Raw genomic sequence first — 14,788 nt, forward strand, 5'->3', positions numbered from 1 at the left:
CCCGCCTTCGGCGGCCAGCTGTCCGCACCGCAGGCACAATCGCGTGCGCTCCAGCTACCCGCCTCCGGCGGCCAGCTGTCCGCACCGCAGGCACAATCGCGTGCGCTCCAGCTACCCGCCTTCGGCGGCCAGCTGTCCGCACCGCAGGCACAATCGCGTGCGCTCCAGCTACCCGCCTTCGGCGGCCAGCTGTCCGCACCGCAGGCACAATCGCGTGCGCTCCAGCTACCCGCCTTCGGCGGCCAGCTGTCCGCACCGCAGGCACAATCGCGTGCGCTCCAGCTACCCGCCTTCGGCGGCCAGCTGTCCGCACGCGGCGGCGATCTCGCGGCCGCGGGTGTCCCGCACCGTGCACGAAACACCCTGCGCGCGAACACGTCTCACGAACTCGCGCTCCACAGGCTTCGGGCTGGCATCCCAGTCGCTGCCCGGGGTCGGGTTCAGCGGGATCAGGTTCACGTGCGCCAGTGCGCCCAGCGCCCGATGCAGCAGCTTGCCCAGCAGGTCGGCCCGCCAGGGCTGGTCGTTGACGTCGCGGATCAGCGCGTACTCGATCGAGACCCGCCGGCCGGTCACGTCGGCGTAATAGCGGGCCGCCTCCAGCACCTCGCTGACCTTCCACCGGTTGTTGACCGGCACCAACGTGTCGCGCAGTTCGTCGTCGGGCGTGTGCAGCGACAGCGCCAGCGTCACCCCGAGCCGCTCGTCGGCCAGTTTGCGGATCGCGGGGGCCAGACCCACCGTCGACACCGTCACCGAACGCGCCGAGATCCCGAACCCGGACGGCGGCGCCTCGGTGATCCGCCGCACCGCGGCCACCACCCGGGAGTAGTTTGCCAACGGCTCCCCCATGCCCATGAACACCACGTTCGACAAACGGTCACCGAAGTCGTCGCGTAGCGCCACCGCCGCGGCCCGTACCTGCTCGAGGATCTCGGCCGTCGACAGGTTGCGGGTCAGCCCGCCCTGCCCGGTGGCACAGAACGGGCACGCCATGCCGCAGCCGGCCTGCGACGAGATACACACGGTGTTGCGCTGCGGGTAGCGCATCAGCACCGACTCGACGGTGGCGCCATCGCCCGCCCGCCACAACGTCTTGCGCGTCTGGCCGGCATCGCAGGTGACCTCGCGTGCGGCGGTGAGCAGCACGGGGAACATCGTGGTCGCGACGGCATCGCGCACCGCCGCGGGCAGGTCGGTCATCTGGTGCGGATCGGCGATCAGTCGTCCGTAGTACTGGTTGGCGAGCTGCTTGGCGCGAAACGCCGGCAGGCCCATCTCCGCGACGGCCTCCGCGCGCCCGGCCGCATCCAGGTCGGCCAAATGCCGCGGCGGCTTGCCGCGGCGGGGCGCCTCGAATACCAATTGCTGGACCATGACCCGTCCAGTCTGTCACGCCGAATCAGGTGCGAAAGCTCACACAGCGCCGCCGTCGCCGCCGGTGCCACCGGCGCCCCCGGTCGATGAGCTTTATCGGCGTCTCACGGCGTGACAGATTGATCCGCCGCCCGGCGACCGGAATCGACCAGCCGGCGGTGTCTCAGGGCAACAGCGTCAGAACGGTCCAGGCGGCCACCGCGGATGGCAGGATGCCGTCGAGCCGGTCCATCAGACCGCCGTGGCCGGGCAGCAGCCGCCCCATGTCCTTGATCCCCAGATCACGCTTCACCTGGGACTCGATCAGGTCGCCGAGCGTGGTCGTCAGCACGAACAGCAAACCCAGCAGCGCGCCGACCCACCACAATTTGCCGGCCAGAAAAGTGGCCGTCAGGATCGTCGCGGTGATGCCGAAGACCAGCGAGCCGCCGAAGCCCTCCCAGGACTTCTTCGGGCTGATCATCGGAACCATCGGATGTTTGCCGAACAGTGCTCCCACCGCGTATCCGCCGGTGTCCGAGCACACGACGGCGATCATCATGCAGAACACCCAGCCCGGGCCGTGCTGAGGGTCATAGACCAGCATCGCGGCGAACGACGCGAACAACGGGACCCAGACGCACAGGAACACGGTGGCCGAGACGTCGCGCAGGTAGTTCCTCGCCGGTGGCACACCGTCGGCTGCTGCCTGATCATCGGCGGCCGGCTGCTCCTGCATGAACAACCGCCAGATCATGCAGACCACCACCATGCCGCCGAATCCGGCGAGCGCGCCGACGGCCCGGTACGGCCAGGTCAGCCAAACCGTCACCTGGCCACCGATCAGCAGCGGGATGACCGGGATCAGATACCCGGCCTCACGCAACCGGCGGACCACCTCGTGGCTGGCCACCACGGTGGCCAGCGCGCAGTACGCGACCCAGAAATGCGGAAACCAGAGCAAGGTCGCGATGAGGACCGCGCCGATGCTGGCGCCCACCGCGATCGCCGCCGGCAGATCGCGCCCGGCCCGGGACGTCTTCTTCACCGGCTCGGTGGAGACGTGTGCCGGTTCGTGGGCCGGTTCGTCGGACGGGCTTCCGGTGCCGGCATCGTAGGTTGCCACGGACGTCAATGGACTGAGCTGCGGGGTGGTCGTCAGACCTCCAGCAGCTCGGCTTCCTTGTGTTTGACCAGCTCGTCGATCTGGGCGACGTACTGGTGGGTGGCCTTCTCCAGGTCCTTCTCCGCGCGCCCGACCTCGTCCTCGCCGGCCTCGCCGTCCTTGCGGATGCGGTGCAGCTCCTCCATCGCCTTGCGGCGGATATTGCGCACCGAGACTCGGGCGTCTTCGCCTTTGGACTTCGCCTGCTTGACCAGCTCCCGGCGCCGTTCCTCGGTGAGCTGCGGTATGGCGACCCGGATGATGGTGCCGTCGTTGGTGGGATTGACTCCCAGGTCAGAGTTGCGGATCGCGTTCTCGATGGCGTTCAGCTGGCCGGCCTCGTAGGGCTTGATCACCACCATCCGCGCCTCGGGAACGTTGATGCTGGCCATCTGGGTGATCGGCGTCATGGCACCGTAGTAGTCGATCGCGATCCGGGAGAACATTCCCGGGTTCGCGCGGCCGGTCCGGATGGTGGAGAGGTCGTCACGGGCCACCGATACGGCCTTTTCCATCTTCTCCTCGGCATCGAAGAGAGCCTCGTCAATCACGTGCGCCGCTCCTTCCCCCGCAAGCGGGTGGTGCCCCCGCATCGGTGCTAGCTGCATCGTCGCAAGCGCGGACCATTATTTCGTCTTCCCGTCAGGTGGTGACCAACGTCCCGATTTTCTCACCTGCCACCGCCCGGGCGATATTGCCGTCGGTCAGCAGGTTGAACACCAGGATCGGCATGCCATTGTCCATACACAGACTGAAGGCGGTGGCATCGGCCACCCGCAGGCCACGGTCGATGACCTCGCGGTGGCTGATCGCGGTGAGCAACTCGGCGTCGGGATTCTCGCGAGGGTCCTCGGCGAACACACCGTCGACCGCCTTGGCCATCAGCACCACTTCGGCGCCGATCTCGAGGGCCCGCTGTGCGGCAGTGGTGTCGGTGGAGAAGTAGGGCAGTCCCATACCCGCGCCGAAGATCACCACGCGACCCTTCTCCAGGTGCCGCACCGCGCGCAGCGGCAGGTAGGGCTCGGCCACCTGACCCATCGTGATCGCCGTCTGGACGCGGGTGGCGATGCCTTCCTTCTCCAGGAAGTCCTGCAGCGCAAGGCTGTTCATCACGGTACCGAGCATGCCCATGTAATCCGAACGGGTGCGTTCCATACCGCGCTGTTGCAGCTGCGCACCACGGAAGAAGTTGCCGCCGCCGATCACGACGGCGACCTGCACGCCGCTGCGGACCACTTCGGCGATCTGCCGGGCCACCAGCGCGACGACGTCGGGATCCAGCCCGACTTGCCCCCCACCGAACATCTCGCCACCGAGCTTGAGCAGCACGCGCGAGTACTTCGACGACGAGCCGTTAATCCTTGGAGCCGCCGAGCCGGCGGCGTCGGGCTCCCTGGACTCCGTCATCAGTCTCCTCGCATGAGAGTGCCATCCCGGTCACCACCCCGGAACGGCGCCTCATCATCCTGCCTCATTGCCACGCTCTGGCGTGGGCGGGGTGCACAATCTCGCTGCTCATGTTTGACCGCCGCAGGGTGGGGGAATCCGCAGCACGCGGCGATGGATCGGCGTCTTGAGAAGCAGGACCCGCATCGTCATGAAGCAGCGGTCGTTTCTTCGACCGGTGAACCCACCCCCGAAGACCCGTCGTCGCTGATGCGACGGCCACTGAGAGGAACACCATGGCGGACAGCAACTCCGGCCCGGCTGAAGCAGTCAAGGGAATCGTCGAGGACGTCAAAGGTAAGGCCAAGGAAGCCGTCGGTACCGTGACCGGGCGCGGTGACCTGGTCAACGAGGGCGAAGCGCAGCAGGACAAGGCCGAGGCGCAGCGCGAGGCGGCCAAGAAGGAAGCCCAGGCGGAGGCTGCCCGCGGTGCCGCCCAGGTCGCCGAGGAACGGCAGAAGTCCAACCAGTAGAGCTTGTTTCGAGGATGGGCCCGGTCTGTGCATACGGACCGGGTCCATCGAACTTTGCGGAGAAGTCGCCGTTTCGCAGTACCCGCGGTATCAAAAATGGAATAATCGCACGCTGAACGGGGTATTCGGCATTCCATCGGGGCGGCATCTCTACCGGAGGTGACGAACGGGGTCGGAGGATGGTTCGCTGGGATTGCGGGCACCTAGGTTTGGAGATGGCGGTTGGACGTTCTTCTGCTCACCAATGAGGCCGACTTTCAATCCGCGTTGCCCACTTTGGACACGTTCGCCCTGACCGTTCGCGTCGCACCTCTGGGCGACGGAGAAGTCGGCCTCACCGAGGGCGCGGATGTCGCCATCATCGATTCCCGCACCGACCTGGTGGCCGCCCGCTCGGCTTGCCGGCACCTGACGGCCAATCGGCCGGAACTGGCTGTTGTCGCCGTGGTGGCGCCGGCCGATTTCGTCGAAGTCGACATCGACTGGAACTTCGACGACGTGTTGCTGGCCGCGGCCGGTGCCGCCGAGTTACAGGCTCGACTGCGCCTGGCCATCACCCGCCGACGTAAGGCCGTCGGCGGCACGCTGGAGTTCGGCGACCTGCTGCTCCATCCGGCCAGCTACACGGTGTCCCTGCACGGCAAGGACCTGGGCCTGACGCTCACCGAGTTCAAATTGCTGAATTTCCTTGTGCAGCATGCTGGTCGGGCCTTCAGCCGGACGCGCCTGATGCATGAGGTGTGGGGTTACGAGAGTAACGGCCGGGTGCGCACCGTCGACGTGCACGTGCGGCGGTTGCGCGCCAAGCTCGGCCCCGCGCACGAGTCCATGGTCGATACCGTGCGGGGCGTCGGGTATATGGCGGTGTCTCCCCCGCAACCGCGCTGGATCGTCGGCGAGCCGATGCTCAATCCGGTGTGGACGGAATTCGACCGCGACTCAATCGCCCAATAAGCGGGCGCACGGTCAGCCGAACACCGGCAGTGCCCGCTTGCGGGCCAGCGCATCCATGCCGCGCTGGATGCTGTCCTGGACCTCGCGGTACTTGGCGTCGACGTAATCCTCATCCTCGGCGCGTTCGGGGTCGTGATCCAGCTCGATCGGCGGCATGAACCGGGTCCTGATCTTGGCCGGTAGCGGCAGCTGCGGCAGCGCCGCCGGCGCGATACCCCAGGGCAGCGAGATCGCCACGGGGAACACCTTGAGCCGAAACAGCTTGTCCAGCCGCAACATTCGGGAGAGACGGTCACCACGGATGAGCACCGGCATGGCGTCGGCGCCACCGACGGTGGCGATCGGCACAATCGGGACGCCGGCGCGGATCGCCATCTTCACAAAGCCCTTGCGCCCGGCCAGGATCGCGCGGTCGCGTTCGACCCACGGCCGCAATGAGTCCACCTCGCCGCCGGGCCACAGCGCCACGTCGCGTCCCTCGGCGAGTGCGGTCGCGATGGCATCCGGCGCCGCCGGCAGCACGCCCATCGCGCGGAAGTACTTGCCGATACCCGGAATGGCCATCAGCGCGTCGTGGGCCGTGCCGTGCAACGGGCGGTCGGGGCCGAACCGTCGCCACCATTGCAGGCCGACGGTCCATGCGTCCCAGACGAACGGCGCGCCCGAGTGGATGCCGATCAACAGCGCGGGTGCCGGGCCGATGTTCTCCCAGCCGTCGATCTCCATGCGAAACCAATAGTCCACCAACGCATTCCAGAAAAACTTCTGGCGGTGCATGGTGTCCTCGTCCTGGCCTTCGAGGTCCCACGCGCCGGCGCGCTGCGCCACCCAGCCGCTGACGCCGCCGTCCTGCTTGTCGCGCTTCTTCTGCATGGCCGTCCGCGCGTCGTCGGCGAATCGCTGCGCCTGGTCGCGGACTTCCGGCGGCCGGTGGTCTGTGGTGTGGGTCATACCGTGTTCATACCCACAACGCGCATAGACAACTCACATTGCTGCCGGCTCCTGCCGCGAACAGCAACCTCCCCGCGCCATGGCCGTGGCGCGGGGAGGGGGCGATGCTGGTTAGCTCTGCTGAATCGGCTCGTTAGGCGTCATCCCAGGAGCCGGGTTCGGCTGGCCGGGCATGGTGTTCGGCTGGCCGGGCATGGTGTTCGGCTGGCCGGGCATGGTGTTCGGCTGGCCGGGCATGGTGTTCGGCTGGCCGGGCATAGTGTTGGGCAGCTGGCCCGTCTGGCCCGGGACCGAGTTGGGCGCCGGTGCGCTCGCCGGGTTGGTGTCCCACACCAGCACGTCCTGCATGCCGTCGTTGTAGACGACCTCGCTCGGTGCCGGCCCGGTCACGTCAAAGTAGATCTTGCCGGTCGAGGTGCCGCCCTGAGTGATCGGAGCGGGGCTCAGACCCTGCGGGGTGGCCGGCGCACTGATCACCCGGTAGTTCTGCTCGCCGGCGCGGGCATTGAAGTTGGACACGACCGGAGTCACCACGCCGCTGTTGGCGCGGGCGTTGATGTCGGCCTGCCACAGCTGGCCCTGCGGGGTGTAGCCGGGGATGGTCACGTTGGCCGGCTGCAGGTTGCTGACGGTGTAGTCGGTAACCAGCGCGCCGTCGACCAGTGTTTGCGGGGTGCCGAGTCCCTCGGGGACGCCGGGCGTGGCCGCCGCGGCCGCCGCACCGAAAAGGCTCACTGCCGCAATTCCCGCGGCTGCGATGGCAGTTTTAGCAGTGGTGGTGGTGAACTTCACGCTGAATCCTCTCCGTTGGTGTCGTTCGAGGCGGCGCGCGCCCTTGACTCAAGCGCTCAACCGCACCCCGGTCGCATTACCGGTGCCGCCGCGGCTCAAACACCCGCAGGTGCCGAAACCGTCACCTGCGAGCTTTCTAGCTGGGTAAACATCGCGAATTTGATTTGGGCCACATCCAATTCGCCGACTCACTTGCGCAACACCGGTCACTGCATTTGGGCGGAGACCGAATTGGCGGCGATTTCCTTACTCGCGGAATCACGCGGCTTTGTTCGCCGACGCCCAGGCCGCTGATATGTCAATATCCCTGATATGACTTCGGTCCAGGACGCGCCGCTGGGATATCTGCTGTACCGGGTGACGACCCTGCTCCGGCCTGAGGTGGCCGCGGCGCTGAGTCCCCTGGGGCTCACGCTCCCCGAATTCGTGTGTCTGCGGATCCTGTCCCTGAGACCAGGCTTGTCGAGTGCCGAGTTGGCCCGTGGCGCCGGCGTCACGCCTCAGGCCATGAACACGGTGCTGCGCAAACTCGAAGACCTCGGTGTGGTGTCGCGACCGGCGTCGGTGTCCTCCGGCCGCGCCCTGCCGGCGTCCCTGACCAGCCAGGGCCAGGAGTTGCTGCAACGGGCTGAGGCGGTGGTGCGCACCGCCGACGCCCACATCCTCTGCCGGCTCAGCGACGCCGAACAGCGCGAGTTCAAGAACATGCTCGTCAAGCTCGGATCGGACTGAACGTCAGTCGTGGATCCTTGCCCACGGCCGGGCCTCTTCGAGTTCATAGGCCAATTCGAGTAACCGCGCCTCCCGGCCGGTGTCGGCCGCCAGCATCATTCCCACCGGCAGCCCGTCCGCTGACTGCGCCAGTGGCAGCGAGATCGCGGGTTCGCCGGTCACGTTCTGCAGCGGAGTGAAGGCTACCCAGTCGATCAGCCGGTCGATGACTTGCTGATAGTCGGAGGGCGCGAGGTGTCCGATGGCGGGCGTCGGCTCGGCGAGGGTCGGAGAGAGCAACACGTCGTAGTCGCCGAAGAACCGGGCGCTGCGCCGAGGCAGACCGCGCAGCCGCGCGATGGCCAGTGGCACCCGGTGGATGTTGCGTCGGGTGTGCCGGGCCAGTCCCAGTGTCAGCTCGTCCAGCCTGGTGCGGTCGAAGGTGTCGCCGAACAGTCGGCGACCGCTACCCACCTGCGCGAACGCCAGGAAGCCCCAGTACAGGACGAAGTCGTCGACGAAGCTGGCCGGCACCCAGTCGTTGTCGATGTAGCTGACGTGATGGCCCAGTTCCTCGAGCAGCGCCGCCGATTTCAGGGTCAACTCCCTGATCTCGGGACTCGCCTCGCGCCGCACGGAACTGGTCAGTGCCGCGATCTTGAGGCGCTGCTTCCCCGGTCGCGTCACGTCGCCGATCGGCGGCAGCTTGGGATTGCGCCACAGCCGCTCGGCCTCACGGTAGAAAGCCGCGGTGTCGCGCACCGAGCGGGTCAGGACGCCGTTGGCGACGATGCCCACCGGCAACCGCCGGTATTGCGGGTCCAGCGGCATGCGCCCGCGCGACGGCTTGAGCCCGATCAGCCCGTTGCACGCTGCCGGGATCCGGATGGAACCGCCGCCGTCGTTGGCGTGCGCGATGGGCACCACCCCGGCGGCGACGAACGCGCCGGACCCCGAGGACGAGGCGCCGGCGGTGTGGTCGGTGTTCCAGGGGTTGCGGACCGGCCCCAGCCGCGGATGCTCGGCGGCGGCGCTGAACCCGAACTCCGACAGCTGGGTCTTGCCCAGCGATATCAGTCCGGTGTCGAGCACCACCCGGGTGACCGCACTGTCCGCGCTGGCCGGTCGCGGCTCCCAGGCGTCGGTGCCGTTCATCGTGGGCTGTCCGACGACGTCGATGTTGTCCTTGATCAGCGTCGGCACGCCTTCGAAAAAGCCTGTGCGGAAGCCGCCGCCGTGTTGCCCGGCGGCGGCCCTGGCCGCGTCGAAGGCCTGGTAGGCCAGGCCGTTCAATGCTGGGTTGACCGCCTCCGCGCGCGCGATGGCGGCCTCGACGGCATCAACCCGGCCCACCCGGCCGGTGCGGATCGCCTCGGCCAGGGCGACCGCATCCAGGTCGCCTAGGGCGTCGTCGCGAAAAGCGTGTACCCGAGCCATGCGTCGAGTGTCGAGGCAGACCCGGACTAGGCCTGCCCCACCTCGAAGCGCACGAAGCGCGTCACCGTGACTCCGGCCTCGTCGAGCAGTGCCTTAACCGACTTCTTGCTGTCGGACACCGACGGCTGCTCGAGCAGCACGCTGTCCTTGAAGAAGCCGTTGAGGCGGCCCTCGACGATCTTGGGCAGCGCCTGCTCCGGCTTGCCCTCGGCCTTGGCCGTCTCCTCGGCGATGCGGCGCTCGCTGGCCACCACGTCCTCGGGGACGTCGTCGCGGGACAGGTAGCGCGCCTTGAGGGCGGCGATCTGCAGGGCAACCGAGTGCGCCGCGTCGTTGTCCTCGCCGGTGAATTCGACGAGCACCCCGACGGCCGGCGGCAGGTCAGCGGCCCGCTTGTGCAGGTAGGTCTCGACGTTGCCGTCGAAGTACTGCACGCGGCGCAGCTCCAGCTTCTCGCCGATCTTGGCCGACAACTCGGCGATGGCCTGCTCGACCGTCTTGTCGCCGATGCTGGCCGCTTTGAGGCTCTCGACGTCGGTCGCCTTGGACTCCAGGGCGGCGTTGACGACCTCGTCGGCCAGGGCCTGGAACTCCGCGTTCTTGGCGACGAAGTCGGTCTCGGAGTTCAGCTCGATCAGTGCGCCCTGCTTGGCGGCCACCAGACCTTCAGCCGTCGCACGCTCGGCACGCTTGCCGACGTCCTTGGCGCCCTTGATCCGCAGCGCCTCGACCGCCTTGTCGAAGTCGCCGTCCGAGTCGGCCAGCGCGTTCTTGCAGTCGAGCATTCCAGCACCGGTCAGCTCCCGAAGTCGCTTGACGTCGGCAGCGGTGAAATTCGCCAATGCTCAGCCTTTCTTGAGATATCTCAGGATGCGTCTGTTGTTGATTCGGGGGTGCCACTCGGGGCTTCGGCGGCGCCGGCGGTAGCGGCGGCACCGGCCAGCAGCTCCTGCTCCCACTCGGGCAGCGGCTCGGCGGCTTCGGCCTCGGGCTTGCCGTCGCCACGGCCCAGCCCGGCACGGGCCTGCAGACCCTCGGCGACCGCGGAGGCGATCACCTTGGTGAGCAGCGCGGCCGAACGGATCGCGTCGTCGTTACCCGGGATCGGGTAGTCGACCTCGTCGGGGTCGCAGTTGGTGTCGAGGATCGCGATCACCGGGATGCCCAGCTTGCGGGCCTCGCCGACGGCGATGTGCTCCTTGTTGGTGTCGACGACCCAGATCGCCGACGGCACCTTGGCCATGTCGCGGATACCACCGAGGCTGCGCTCGAGCTTGTTCTTCTCGCGGGTCAGCATCAGGATTTCCTTCTTGGTGCGACCCTCGAAACCACCGGTCTGCTCCATCGCCTCGAGCTCCTTGAGGCGCTGCAGACGCTTGTGCACGGTGGAGAAGTTAGTGAGCATGCCGCCCAGCCAGCGCTGGTTCACGTACGGCATGCCGACACGGGTCGCTTCAGCGGCGACGGATTCCTGTGCCTGCTTCTTGGTGCCGACGAACATGACGCTGCCGCCGTGGGCGACGGTCTCTTTGACGAACTCGTACGCCTTGTCGATGTAGGTCAGCGTCTGCTGCAGGTCGATGATGTAGATGCCGTTGCGGTCGGTGAAGATGAACCGCTTCATCTTGGGATTCCAGCGACGGGTCTGGTGCCCGAAGTGGGTGCCGCTGTCAAGCAGCTGCTTCATGGTTACAACAGCCATGGCAATGCCCAGCTTTCAATGTCGGTTGTCGCCCGGAATCGGTTGAGACCGGGCCCTGGCGCCTGCTGCGATGCCGAACCCGCGTCCGGGGACTAACGGGACCGCTCGGCATGCTGATGCGGGTCCCTCGATTACTGGGCCGCGTTGCAGACGCGCGAAGTCAGCCCGCTTTCACGAGCTGCGTAGAGGAGTTTACACCGCGCGGGCGGGTGGTTTTTCCCGCTGCCCACCGGGCCGATCCCAGCGTCCACAGGGCCGTCCCAGTGACTGGCGGGGCGTGGGCGGGTCCGGTGCACTACCCGGATGCGATGGATATTGCTGGTCCTGGCGGTGTGTTGGGTGCTGCTCAACGCTCCGCCGGCCGACGCCGCCGGTGAGCGGCTGCAGTGGCCGCTGCGTCCGGCACCGGCAGTGACGCGCGCGTTCGATGCACCCAAGCCCGACTGGCAGGCCGGGCACCGTGGCGTTGACCTGGCGGGCAACCCGGGCCAGGCGGTCTACGCCGCGGGCGATGCGACGGTGATCTTCGCGGGGCTCTCGGGGGGCCGCCCGGTGGTGTCGCTGGCTCACCCCGGCGGCTTGCACACCAGCTACGAACCGCTGCGCGCGCGGGTGCGGGCCGGCCAGACGGTGGCATCCGGCGCGGTCATCGGTGAGTTGTTGGCCGGGCACGCCGGGTGCCCGGTGGCGGCGTGTCTGCACTGGGGGGCGATGTGGGGTCCGGCCTCGCACGCGGACTATGTCGACCCGCTGGGCCTGCTGGCGTCGACGCCGATCCGGCTCAAGCCGCTGACGGGTCAGGCCCGCGGGTGCGCCTGGTCATGCACCGCGCGCAACCGGGCGACCGCGACGTGGGTGTAGAGCTGGGTGGTGGCCAGGCTGGAATGGCCGAGCAACTCCTGCACCACCCGCAGGTCCGCTCCCCCTTCGAGCAGGTGGGTGGCGGCGCTGTGCCGCAGCCCGTGCGGTCCCATGTCGGGTGCGCCGTCCACCGCCGCGACGGTCTGGTGCACCACCGTGCGGGCCTGCCGCACGTCGAGCCGGCGGCCGCGCGCGCCCAGCAGCAGCGCAGGGCCGGACTCCGCGGTGGCCAGCGCCGGACGCCCGTTCGACAGCCAGGCGCTCAGCGCTTCGGCGGCCGGTGTCCCGAACGGCGCCGTGCGCTGTTTGTTGCCTTTCCCCAGCACCCGCACCACCCGATGCGCGGTGTCGACGTCGTCGACGTCCAGACCGCAGAGCTCGCTCACCCGGATGCCGGTGGCGTAGAGCAGTTCGACGATCAGCCGGTCGCGCAGGGCCAGTGGATCACCCTGTTCGGCTCCGGATTTAGCGGCCGTCATGGCGGCCAGCGCCTGGTCCTGGCGCAGCACCGACGGCAGCGTGCGGTGGGCTTTGGGCACCTGCAGGCGGGCGGCGGGATCGGTGGCCAGCAGGCCCCGGCGCACGGCCCAGGCGGTGAAGGCCTTGACCGAGGAGGTGCGGCGGGCCAGCGTGGTGCGGGCCGCCCCCGCACCGGCGGCCCCGGCCAGCCACGACCGCAGCACCGGCAGGCTCAGGGTTTGCAGATCCGATCCACGCGCGGTGAGGAAATCGAACAGCGAGCGCAGGTCGCCGCGGTAGGCGCGACGGGTGTGCGCCGAGCGACCGCACTGCAGTTCCAGGTATTCGTCGAACTCGTCGAGGACGGCCTGCATTCCCTCACGCTGACACGGCGCGCCCCGGTCTTTCAGAGGACGCGCCGCAGCGTGTCCGGGGTGAGATCTTTGAGCGACGGGTAGCCGTCCACGGCCATGGTCAGATCCGCTTCGGCGAGCAGGCTGCGCAGTACGTGGACGACGCCATCGACCCCGCCCAGGGCCATCCCGTAGGCGTAGGGCCGGCCGACGCCGACCGCGGTGGCGCCCATGGCCAGCGCCTTGACGACGTCGGCTCCGCTGCGGATGCCCGAGTCGAACAGCACCGGCAGCCCGCCGGCGGCCTCGACGACGCCGGGCAGGCAGTCCAGTGCCGGCAACCCGCCGTTGGCTTGGCGGCCGCCGTGCGTCGAGCAGTAGATGCCGTCGACGCCGCCGTCGATCGCGCGCCGGGCGTCGTCGGGGTGGCAGATGCCCTTGATGATCATCGGCAGGTCGGTCAGGGACCGCAGCCAGGTGAGGTCGTCCCAGGTGAGCGGGTTTCCGAAGGTCTGCGCCCAGGCCAGCACCGTGCCCTGCGGGTCTTCCTCGGGCGGCCGTTGCAGCCCGGCGCGGAACACCGGGTCGCTGGTGTAGTTACTCAGGCAGTGACCCCGCAGTTGCGGGAAGTTGGCCGTGGTCAGGTCGCGGGGGCGCCAGCCGGGGATCCAGGTGTCGAGGGTGACGATGATGGCCTTGTAGCCGGCGGCTTCGGCCCGCTGCACCAGGCTGGCGGCCAAGTCGCGGTCCTTGGGCGTGTACAGCTGGAAGAACCCGGGGGTGTCGCCGAACAGCGCGGCGACGTCTTCCAGCGGGTCGGCGGTCAAGGTGGAGACCACCATCGGCACGCCGGTGCGCGCCGCCGCGCGCGCCGTCGCCAGGTCGCCGTGCCCATCCTGTGCGCACAGGCCGATGACACCGATCGGCGCCATGAACAACGGCGAGGGCAGTGTCAGGCCGAACATCTGCACCGACAGGTCGCGCTCGGCGGCACCGACGAACATGCGCGGCATCAAACCCCAGCGGTCGAACGCCTCGCGGTTGGCGCGCTGGGTGCGTTCATCGCCTGCTCCCCCGGTGACATACGACCAGACTGAGGGCGCCATCGCCTTTTCCGCCCTGGCCTCCAGCTCGGCGAACGCCATCGGAAGCGAGGGCGCTACCCCGGCCAGACCCTGGAAATAGATTTCGAGCTGATAGTCGCCGAATGCCATGACTTAGAGGATGCCAGCCCGCGTCTGAGCCGAACCTACTGCTCCGCGGACTCCGCCTCAGCCAGCTCCTTTTTCCACTGCCGGAACGACTCCTCGGTGCGCCCGCGCCGCCAGTAGCCCGAGATCGAGGCAGCCCACTGGGCGTCGACGCCGCGCTCCTTGCGGATGTAGGGCCGCAGATTGTGCATGACGGCCTGCGCCTCGCCATGGATGAAGACATGCACCTGGCCGGGCAGCCAACGGGCGGTGGTGACCGCCTCGATCAGCGGGGCGTGGTCACCGGCGCGATCCTCCGGCACCAGATCCGCGCGTCCGCCGCGGTACACCCAGTTGACCTCGACTCCTTCCGGGGCGGTCAGCGGTATCTCGTCGTCGGGGCCGGCCACCTCGATGAACGCCATGCCCACCGCCGAGTCCGGCAGTGCCTCCAGGGCTGCCGAGATGGCCGGCAGCGCGGCCTCGTCGCCTGCCAGCAGGTGCCAGTCGGCGGCCGGGTCGGGCGCGTAGGCGCCGCTGGGGCCCATCAGATAGATCGGCTGGCCCGGCTGGGCCGTGGCGGCCCACTGTCCCGCCACTCCGTGCTCGCCGTGCACCGCGATGTCCAGCGTGATCCGTTCGGCGGCCTCGTCGACTCGGCGGACGGTGATGGTGCGCACCGGCGGCCGCTTCTCCGGCGGCAGTCCGGCGAAGCTGTCGATCGTCAGCGGCTGCGGCAGCGCAGCCACGTCGATGCCCTCGGCGACGAACACCAACTTGACGTAGGAGTCGGTGAACTTGCTGGGCACGAACGTGTCGAAGTTGTTGCTGCCCAGCACCACCCGCACCATGTGCGGCGTCAGCTGCTCGGTACTGACCACCTCGAAAGCCTGCACGGGCCGGCCTGCCACGTTTTCTCCTGTCCCGATCTGACC

General features: G+C 68.4%; 16 protein-coding genes. 4 read left to right on the forward strand and 12 right to left on the reverse strand.

Annotated features, from left to right (window positions below; translation table 11 throughout):
- Positions 1–282: 282 nt before the first annotated feature.
- The 4 genes from rlmN to pyrH form a co-directional block, all read right to left on the reverse strand.
- On the reverse strand, positions 283–1,377 hold the full coding sequence (gene rlmN, locus QXK92_RS09310; RefSeq protein WP_306241367.1) for a 23S rRNA (adenine(2503)-C(2))-methyltransferase RlmN: 1,095 nt from the start codon (positions 1,375–1,377) through the stop codon (positions 283–285).
- A gap of 163 nt (positions 1,378–1,540) precedes the next feature.
- A complete protein-coding gene (locus QXK92_RS09315; RefSeq protein WP_306241368.1) occupies positions 1,541–2,482 on the reverse strand; it encodes a phosphatidate cytidylyltransferase in 942 nt (313 codons plus the stop codon).
- A 32-nt stretch (positions 2,483–2,514) separates the two neighbouring features.
- Positions 2,515–3,072, reverse strand: a complete 558-nt coding sequence (frr, locus tag QXK92_RS09320) for a ribosome recycling factor (protein WP_306241369.1) — start codon at positions 3,070–3,072, stop codon at positions 2,515–2,517.
- Positions 3,073–3,163: 91 nt separating this feature from the next.
- Entirely contained in the window at positions 3,164–3,931 is a 768-nt protein-coding gene (gene pyrH / locus QXK92_RS09325; RefSeq protein ID WP_306241370.1) for a UMP kinase, read from the reverse strand.
- Positions 3,932–4,206: 275 nt separating this feature from the next.
- On the opposite strand from pyrH, the gene QXK92_RS09330 reads away from it, so the two are divergent.
- A complete protein-coding gene (locus QXK92_RS09330) occupies positions 4,207–4,443 on the forward strand; it encodes a CsbD family protein (RefSeq protein ID WP_306241371.1) in 237 nt (78 codons plus the stop codon).
- A gap of 222 nt (positions 4,444–4,665) precedes the next feature.
- Entirely contained in the window at positions 4,666–5,397 is a 732-nt protein-coding gene (locus QXK92_RS09335) for a response regulator transcription factor (RefSeq protein WP_306241372.1), read from the forward strand.
- Positions 5,398–5,409: 12 nt separating this feature from the next.
- On the opposite strand, the gene QXK92_RS09340 is transcribed toward QXK92_RS09335, so the two are convergent.
- Complete coding sequence (locus QXK92_RS09340) at positions 5,410–6,348, reverse strand: lysophospholipid acyltransferase family protein (RefSeq protein ID WP_306241373.1); 939 nt, start codon at positions 6,346–6,348, stop codon at positions 5,410–5,412.
- Positions 6,349–6,459: 111 nt separating this feature from the next.
- Positions 6,460–7,140 carry a DUF1942 domain-containing protein gene (locus QXK92_RS09345; RefSeq protein ID WP_371934501.1) on the reverse strand — a complete coding sequence of 227 codons (681 nt, stop codon included), beginning with the start codon at positions 7,138–7,140 and terminating at the stop codon, positions 6,460–6,462.
- Between the two features lie 312 nt (positions 7,141–7,452).
- On the opposite strand from QXK92_RS09345, the gene QXK92_RS09350 reads away from it, so the two are divergent.
- Entirely contained in the window at positions 7,453–7,872 is a 420-nt protein-coding gene (locus tag QXK92_RS09350; RefSeq protein ID WP_306241374.1) for a MarR family winged helix-turn-helix transcriptional regulator, read from the forward strand.
- Between the two features lie 3 nt (positions 7,873–7,875).
- On the opposite strand, the gene QXK92_RS09355 is transcribed toward QXK92_RS09350, so the two are convergent.
- The 3 genes from QXK92_RS09355 to rpsB are packed head-to-tail and all read right to left on the reverse strand — an operon-like array spanning position 7,876 to position 10,990.
- On the reverse strand, positions 7,876–9,288 hold the full coding sequence (locus tag QXK92_RS09355) for an amidase (protein ID WP_306241375.1): 1,413 nt from the start codon (positions 9,286–9,288) through the stop codon (positions 7,876–7,878).
- Between the two features lie 26 nt (positions 9,289–9,314).
- A complete protein-coding gene (gene tsf / locus QXK92_RS09360) occupies positions 9,315–10,130 on the reverse strand; it encodes a translation elongation factor Ts (RefSeq protein ID WP_306241376.1) in 816 nt (271 codons plus the stop codon).
- Between the two features lie 23 nt (positions 10,131–10,153).
- Positions 10,154–10,990 carry a 30S ribosomal protein S2 gene (rpsB, locus tag QXK92_RS09365; protein ID WP_306241377.1) on the reverse strand — a complete coding sequence of 279 codons (837 nt, stop codon included), beginning with the start codon at positions 10,988–10,990 and terminating at the stop codon, positions 10,154–10,156.
- Between the two features lie 303 nt (positions 10,991–11,293).
- Between rpsB and QXK92_RS09370 the strand changes: the two genes are divergently transcribed.
- Positions 11,294–11,851 carry a M23 family metallopeptidase gene (locus QXK92_RS09370; protein WP_306241378.1) on the forward strand — a complete coding sequence of 186 codons (558 nt, stop codon included), beginning with the start codon at positions 11,294–11,296 and terminating at the stop codon, positions 11,849–11,851.
- Here the strand turns inward: QXK92_RS09370 and QXK92_RS09375 are convergent.
- The 3 genes from QXK92_RS09375 to QXK92_RS09385 are packed head-to-tail and all read right to left on the reverse strand — an operon-like array spanning position 11,788 to position 14,764.
- A complete protein-coding gene (locus QXK92_RS09375; protein ID WP_306241379.1) occupies positions 11,788–12,684 on the reverse strand; it encodes a tyrosine recombinase XerC in 897 nt (298 codons plus the stop codon). The genes QXK92_RS09370 and QXK92_RS09375 overlap by 64 nt on opposite strands.
- Positions 12,685–12,716: 32 nt before the next feature.
- Positions 12,717–13,877 carry a lactate 2-monooxygenase gene (locus QXK92_RS09380; protein ID WP_306241380.1) on the reverse strand — a complete coding sequence of 387 codons (1,161 nt, stop codon included), beginning with the start codon at positions 13,875–13,877 and terminating at the stop codon, positions 12,717–12,719.
- A gap of 35 nt (positions 13,878–13,912) precedes the next feature.
- Positions 13,913–14,764: a siderophore-interacting protein gene (locus QXK92_RS09385; protein ID WP_306241381.1), complete on the reverse strand. Its 852-nt coding sequence runs from the start codon at positions 14,762–14,764 to the stop codon at positions 13,913–13,915.
- Positions 14,765–14,788: the final 24 nt, after the last annotated feature.

This window comes from Mycobacterium sp. TY815, from assembly GCF_030755135.1.
Classification (GTDB): domain Bacteria; phylum Actinomycetota; class Actinomycetes; order Mycobacteriales; family Mycobacteriaceae; genus Mycobacterium.

Coding starts and splice junctions, on each gene's coding strand:
- pyrH (WP_306241370.1), bottom strand. CDS start 3,931: ATGACGGAGTCCAGGGAGCCCGACGCCGCCGGCTCGGCGGCTCCAAGG.
- rpsB (WP_306241377.1), bottom strand. CDS start 10,990: ATGGCTGTTGTAACCATGAAGCAGCTGCTTGACAGCGGCACCCACTTC.
- QXK92_RS09355 (WP_306241375.1), bottom strand. CDS start 9,288: ATGGCTCGGGTACACGCTTTTCGCGACGACGCCCTAGGCGACCTGGAT.
- rlmN (WP_306241367.1), bottom strand. CDS start 1,377: ATGGTCCAGCAATTGGTATTCGAGGCGCCCCGCCGCGGCAAGCCGCCG.
- QXK92_RS09375 (WP_306241379.1), bottom strand. CDS start 12,684: ATGCAGGCCGTCCTCGACGAGTTCGACGAATACCTGGAACTGCAGTGC.
- QXK92_RS09370 (WP_306241378.1), top strand. CDS start 11,294: ATGCGATGGATATTGCTGGTCCTGGCGGTGTGTTGGGTGCTGCTCAAC.
- QXK92_RS09380 (WP_306241380.1), bottom strand. CDS start 13,877: ATGGCATTCGGCGACTATCAGCTCGAAATCTATTTCCAGGGTCTGGCC.
- QXK92_RS09340 (WP_306241373.1), bottom strand. CDS start 6,348: ATGACCCACACCACAGACCACCGGCCGCCGGAAGTCCGCGACCAGGCG.
- QXK92_RS09330 (WP_306241371.1), top strand. CDS start 4,207: ATGGCGGACAGCAACTCCGGCCCGGCTGAAGCAGTCAAGGGAATCGTC.
- QXK92_RS09350 (WP_306241374.1), top strand. CDS start 7,453: ATGACTTCGGTCCAGGACGCGCCGCTGGGATATCTGCTGTACCGGGTG.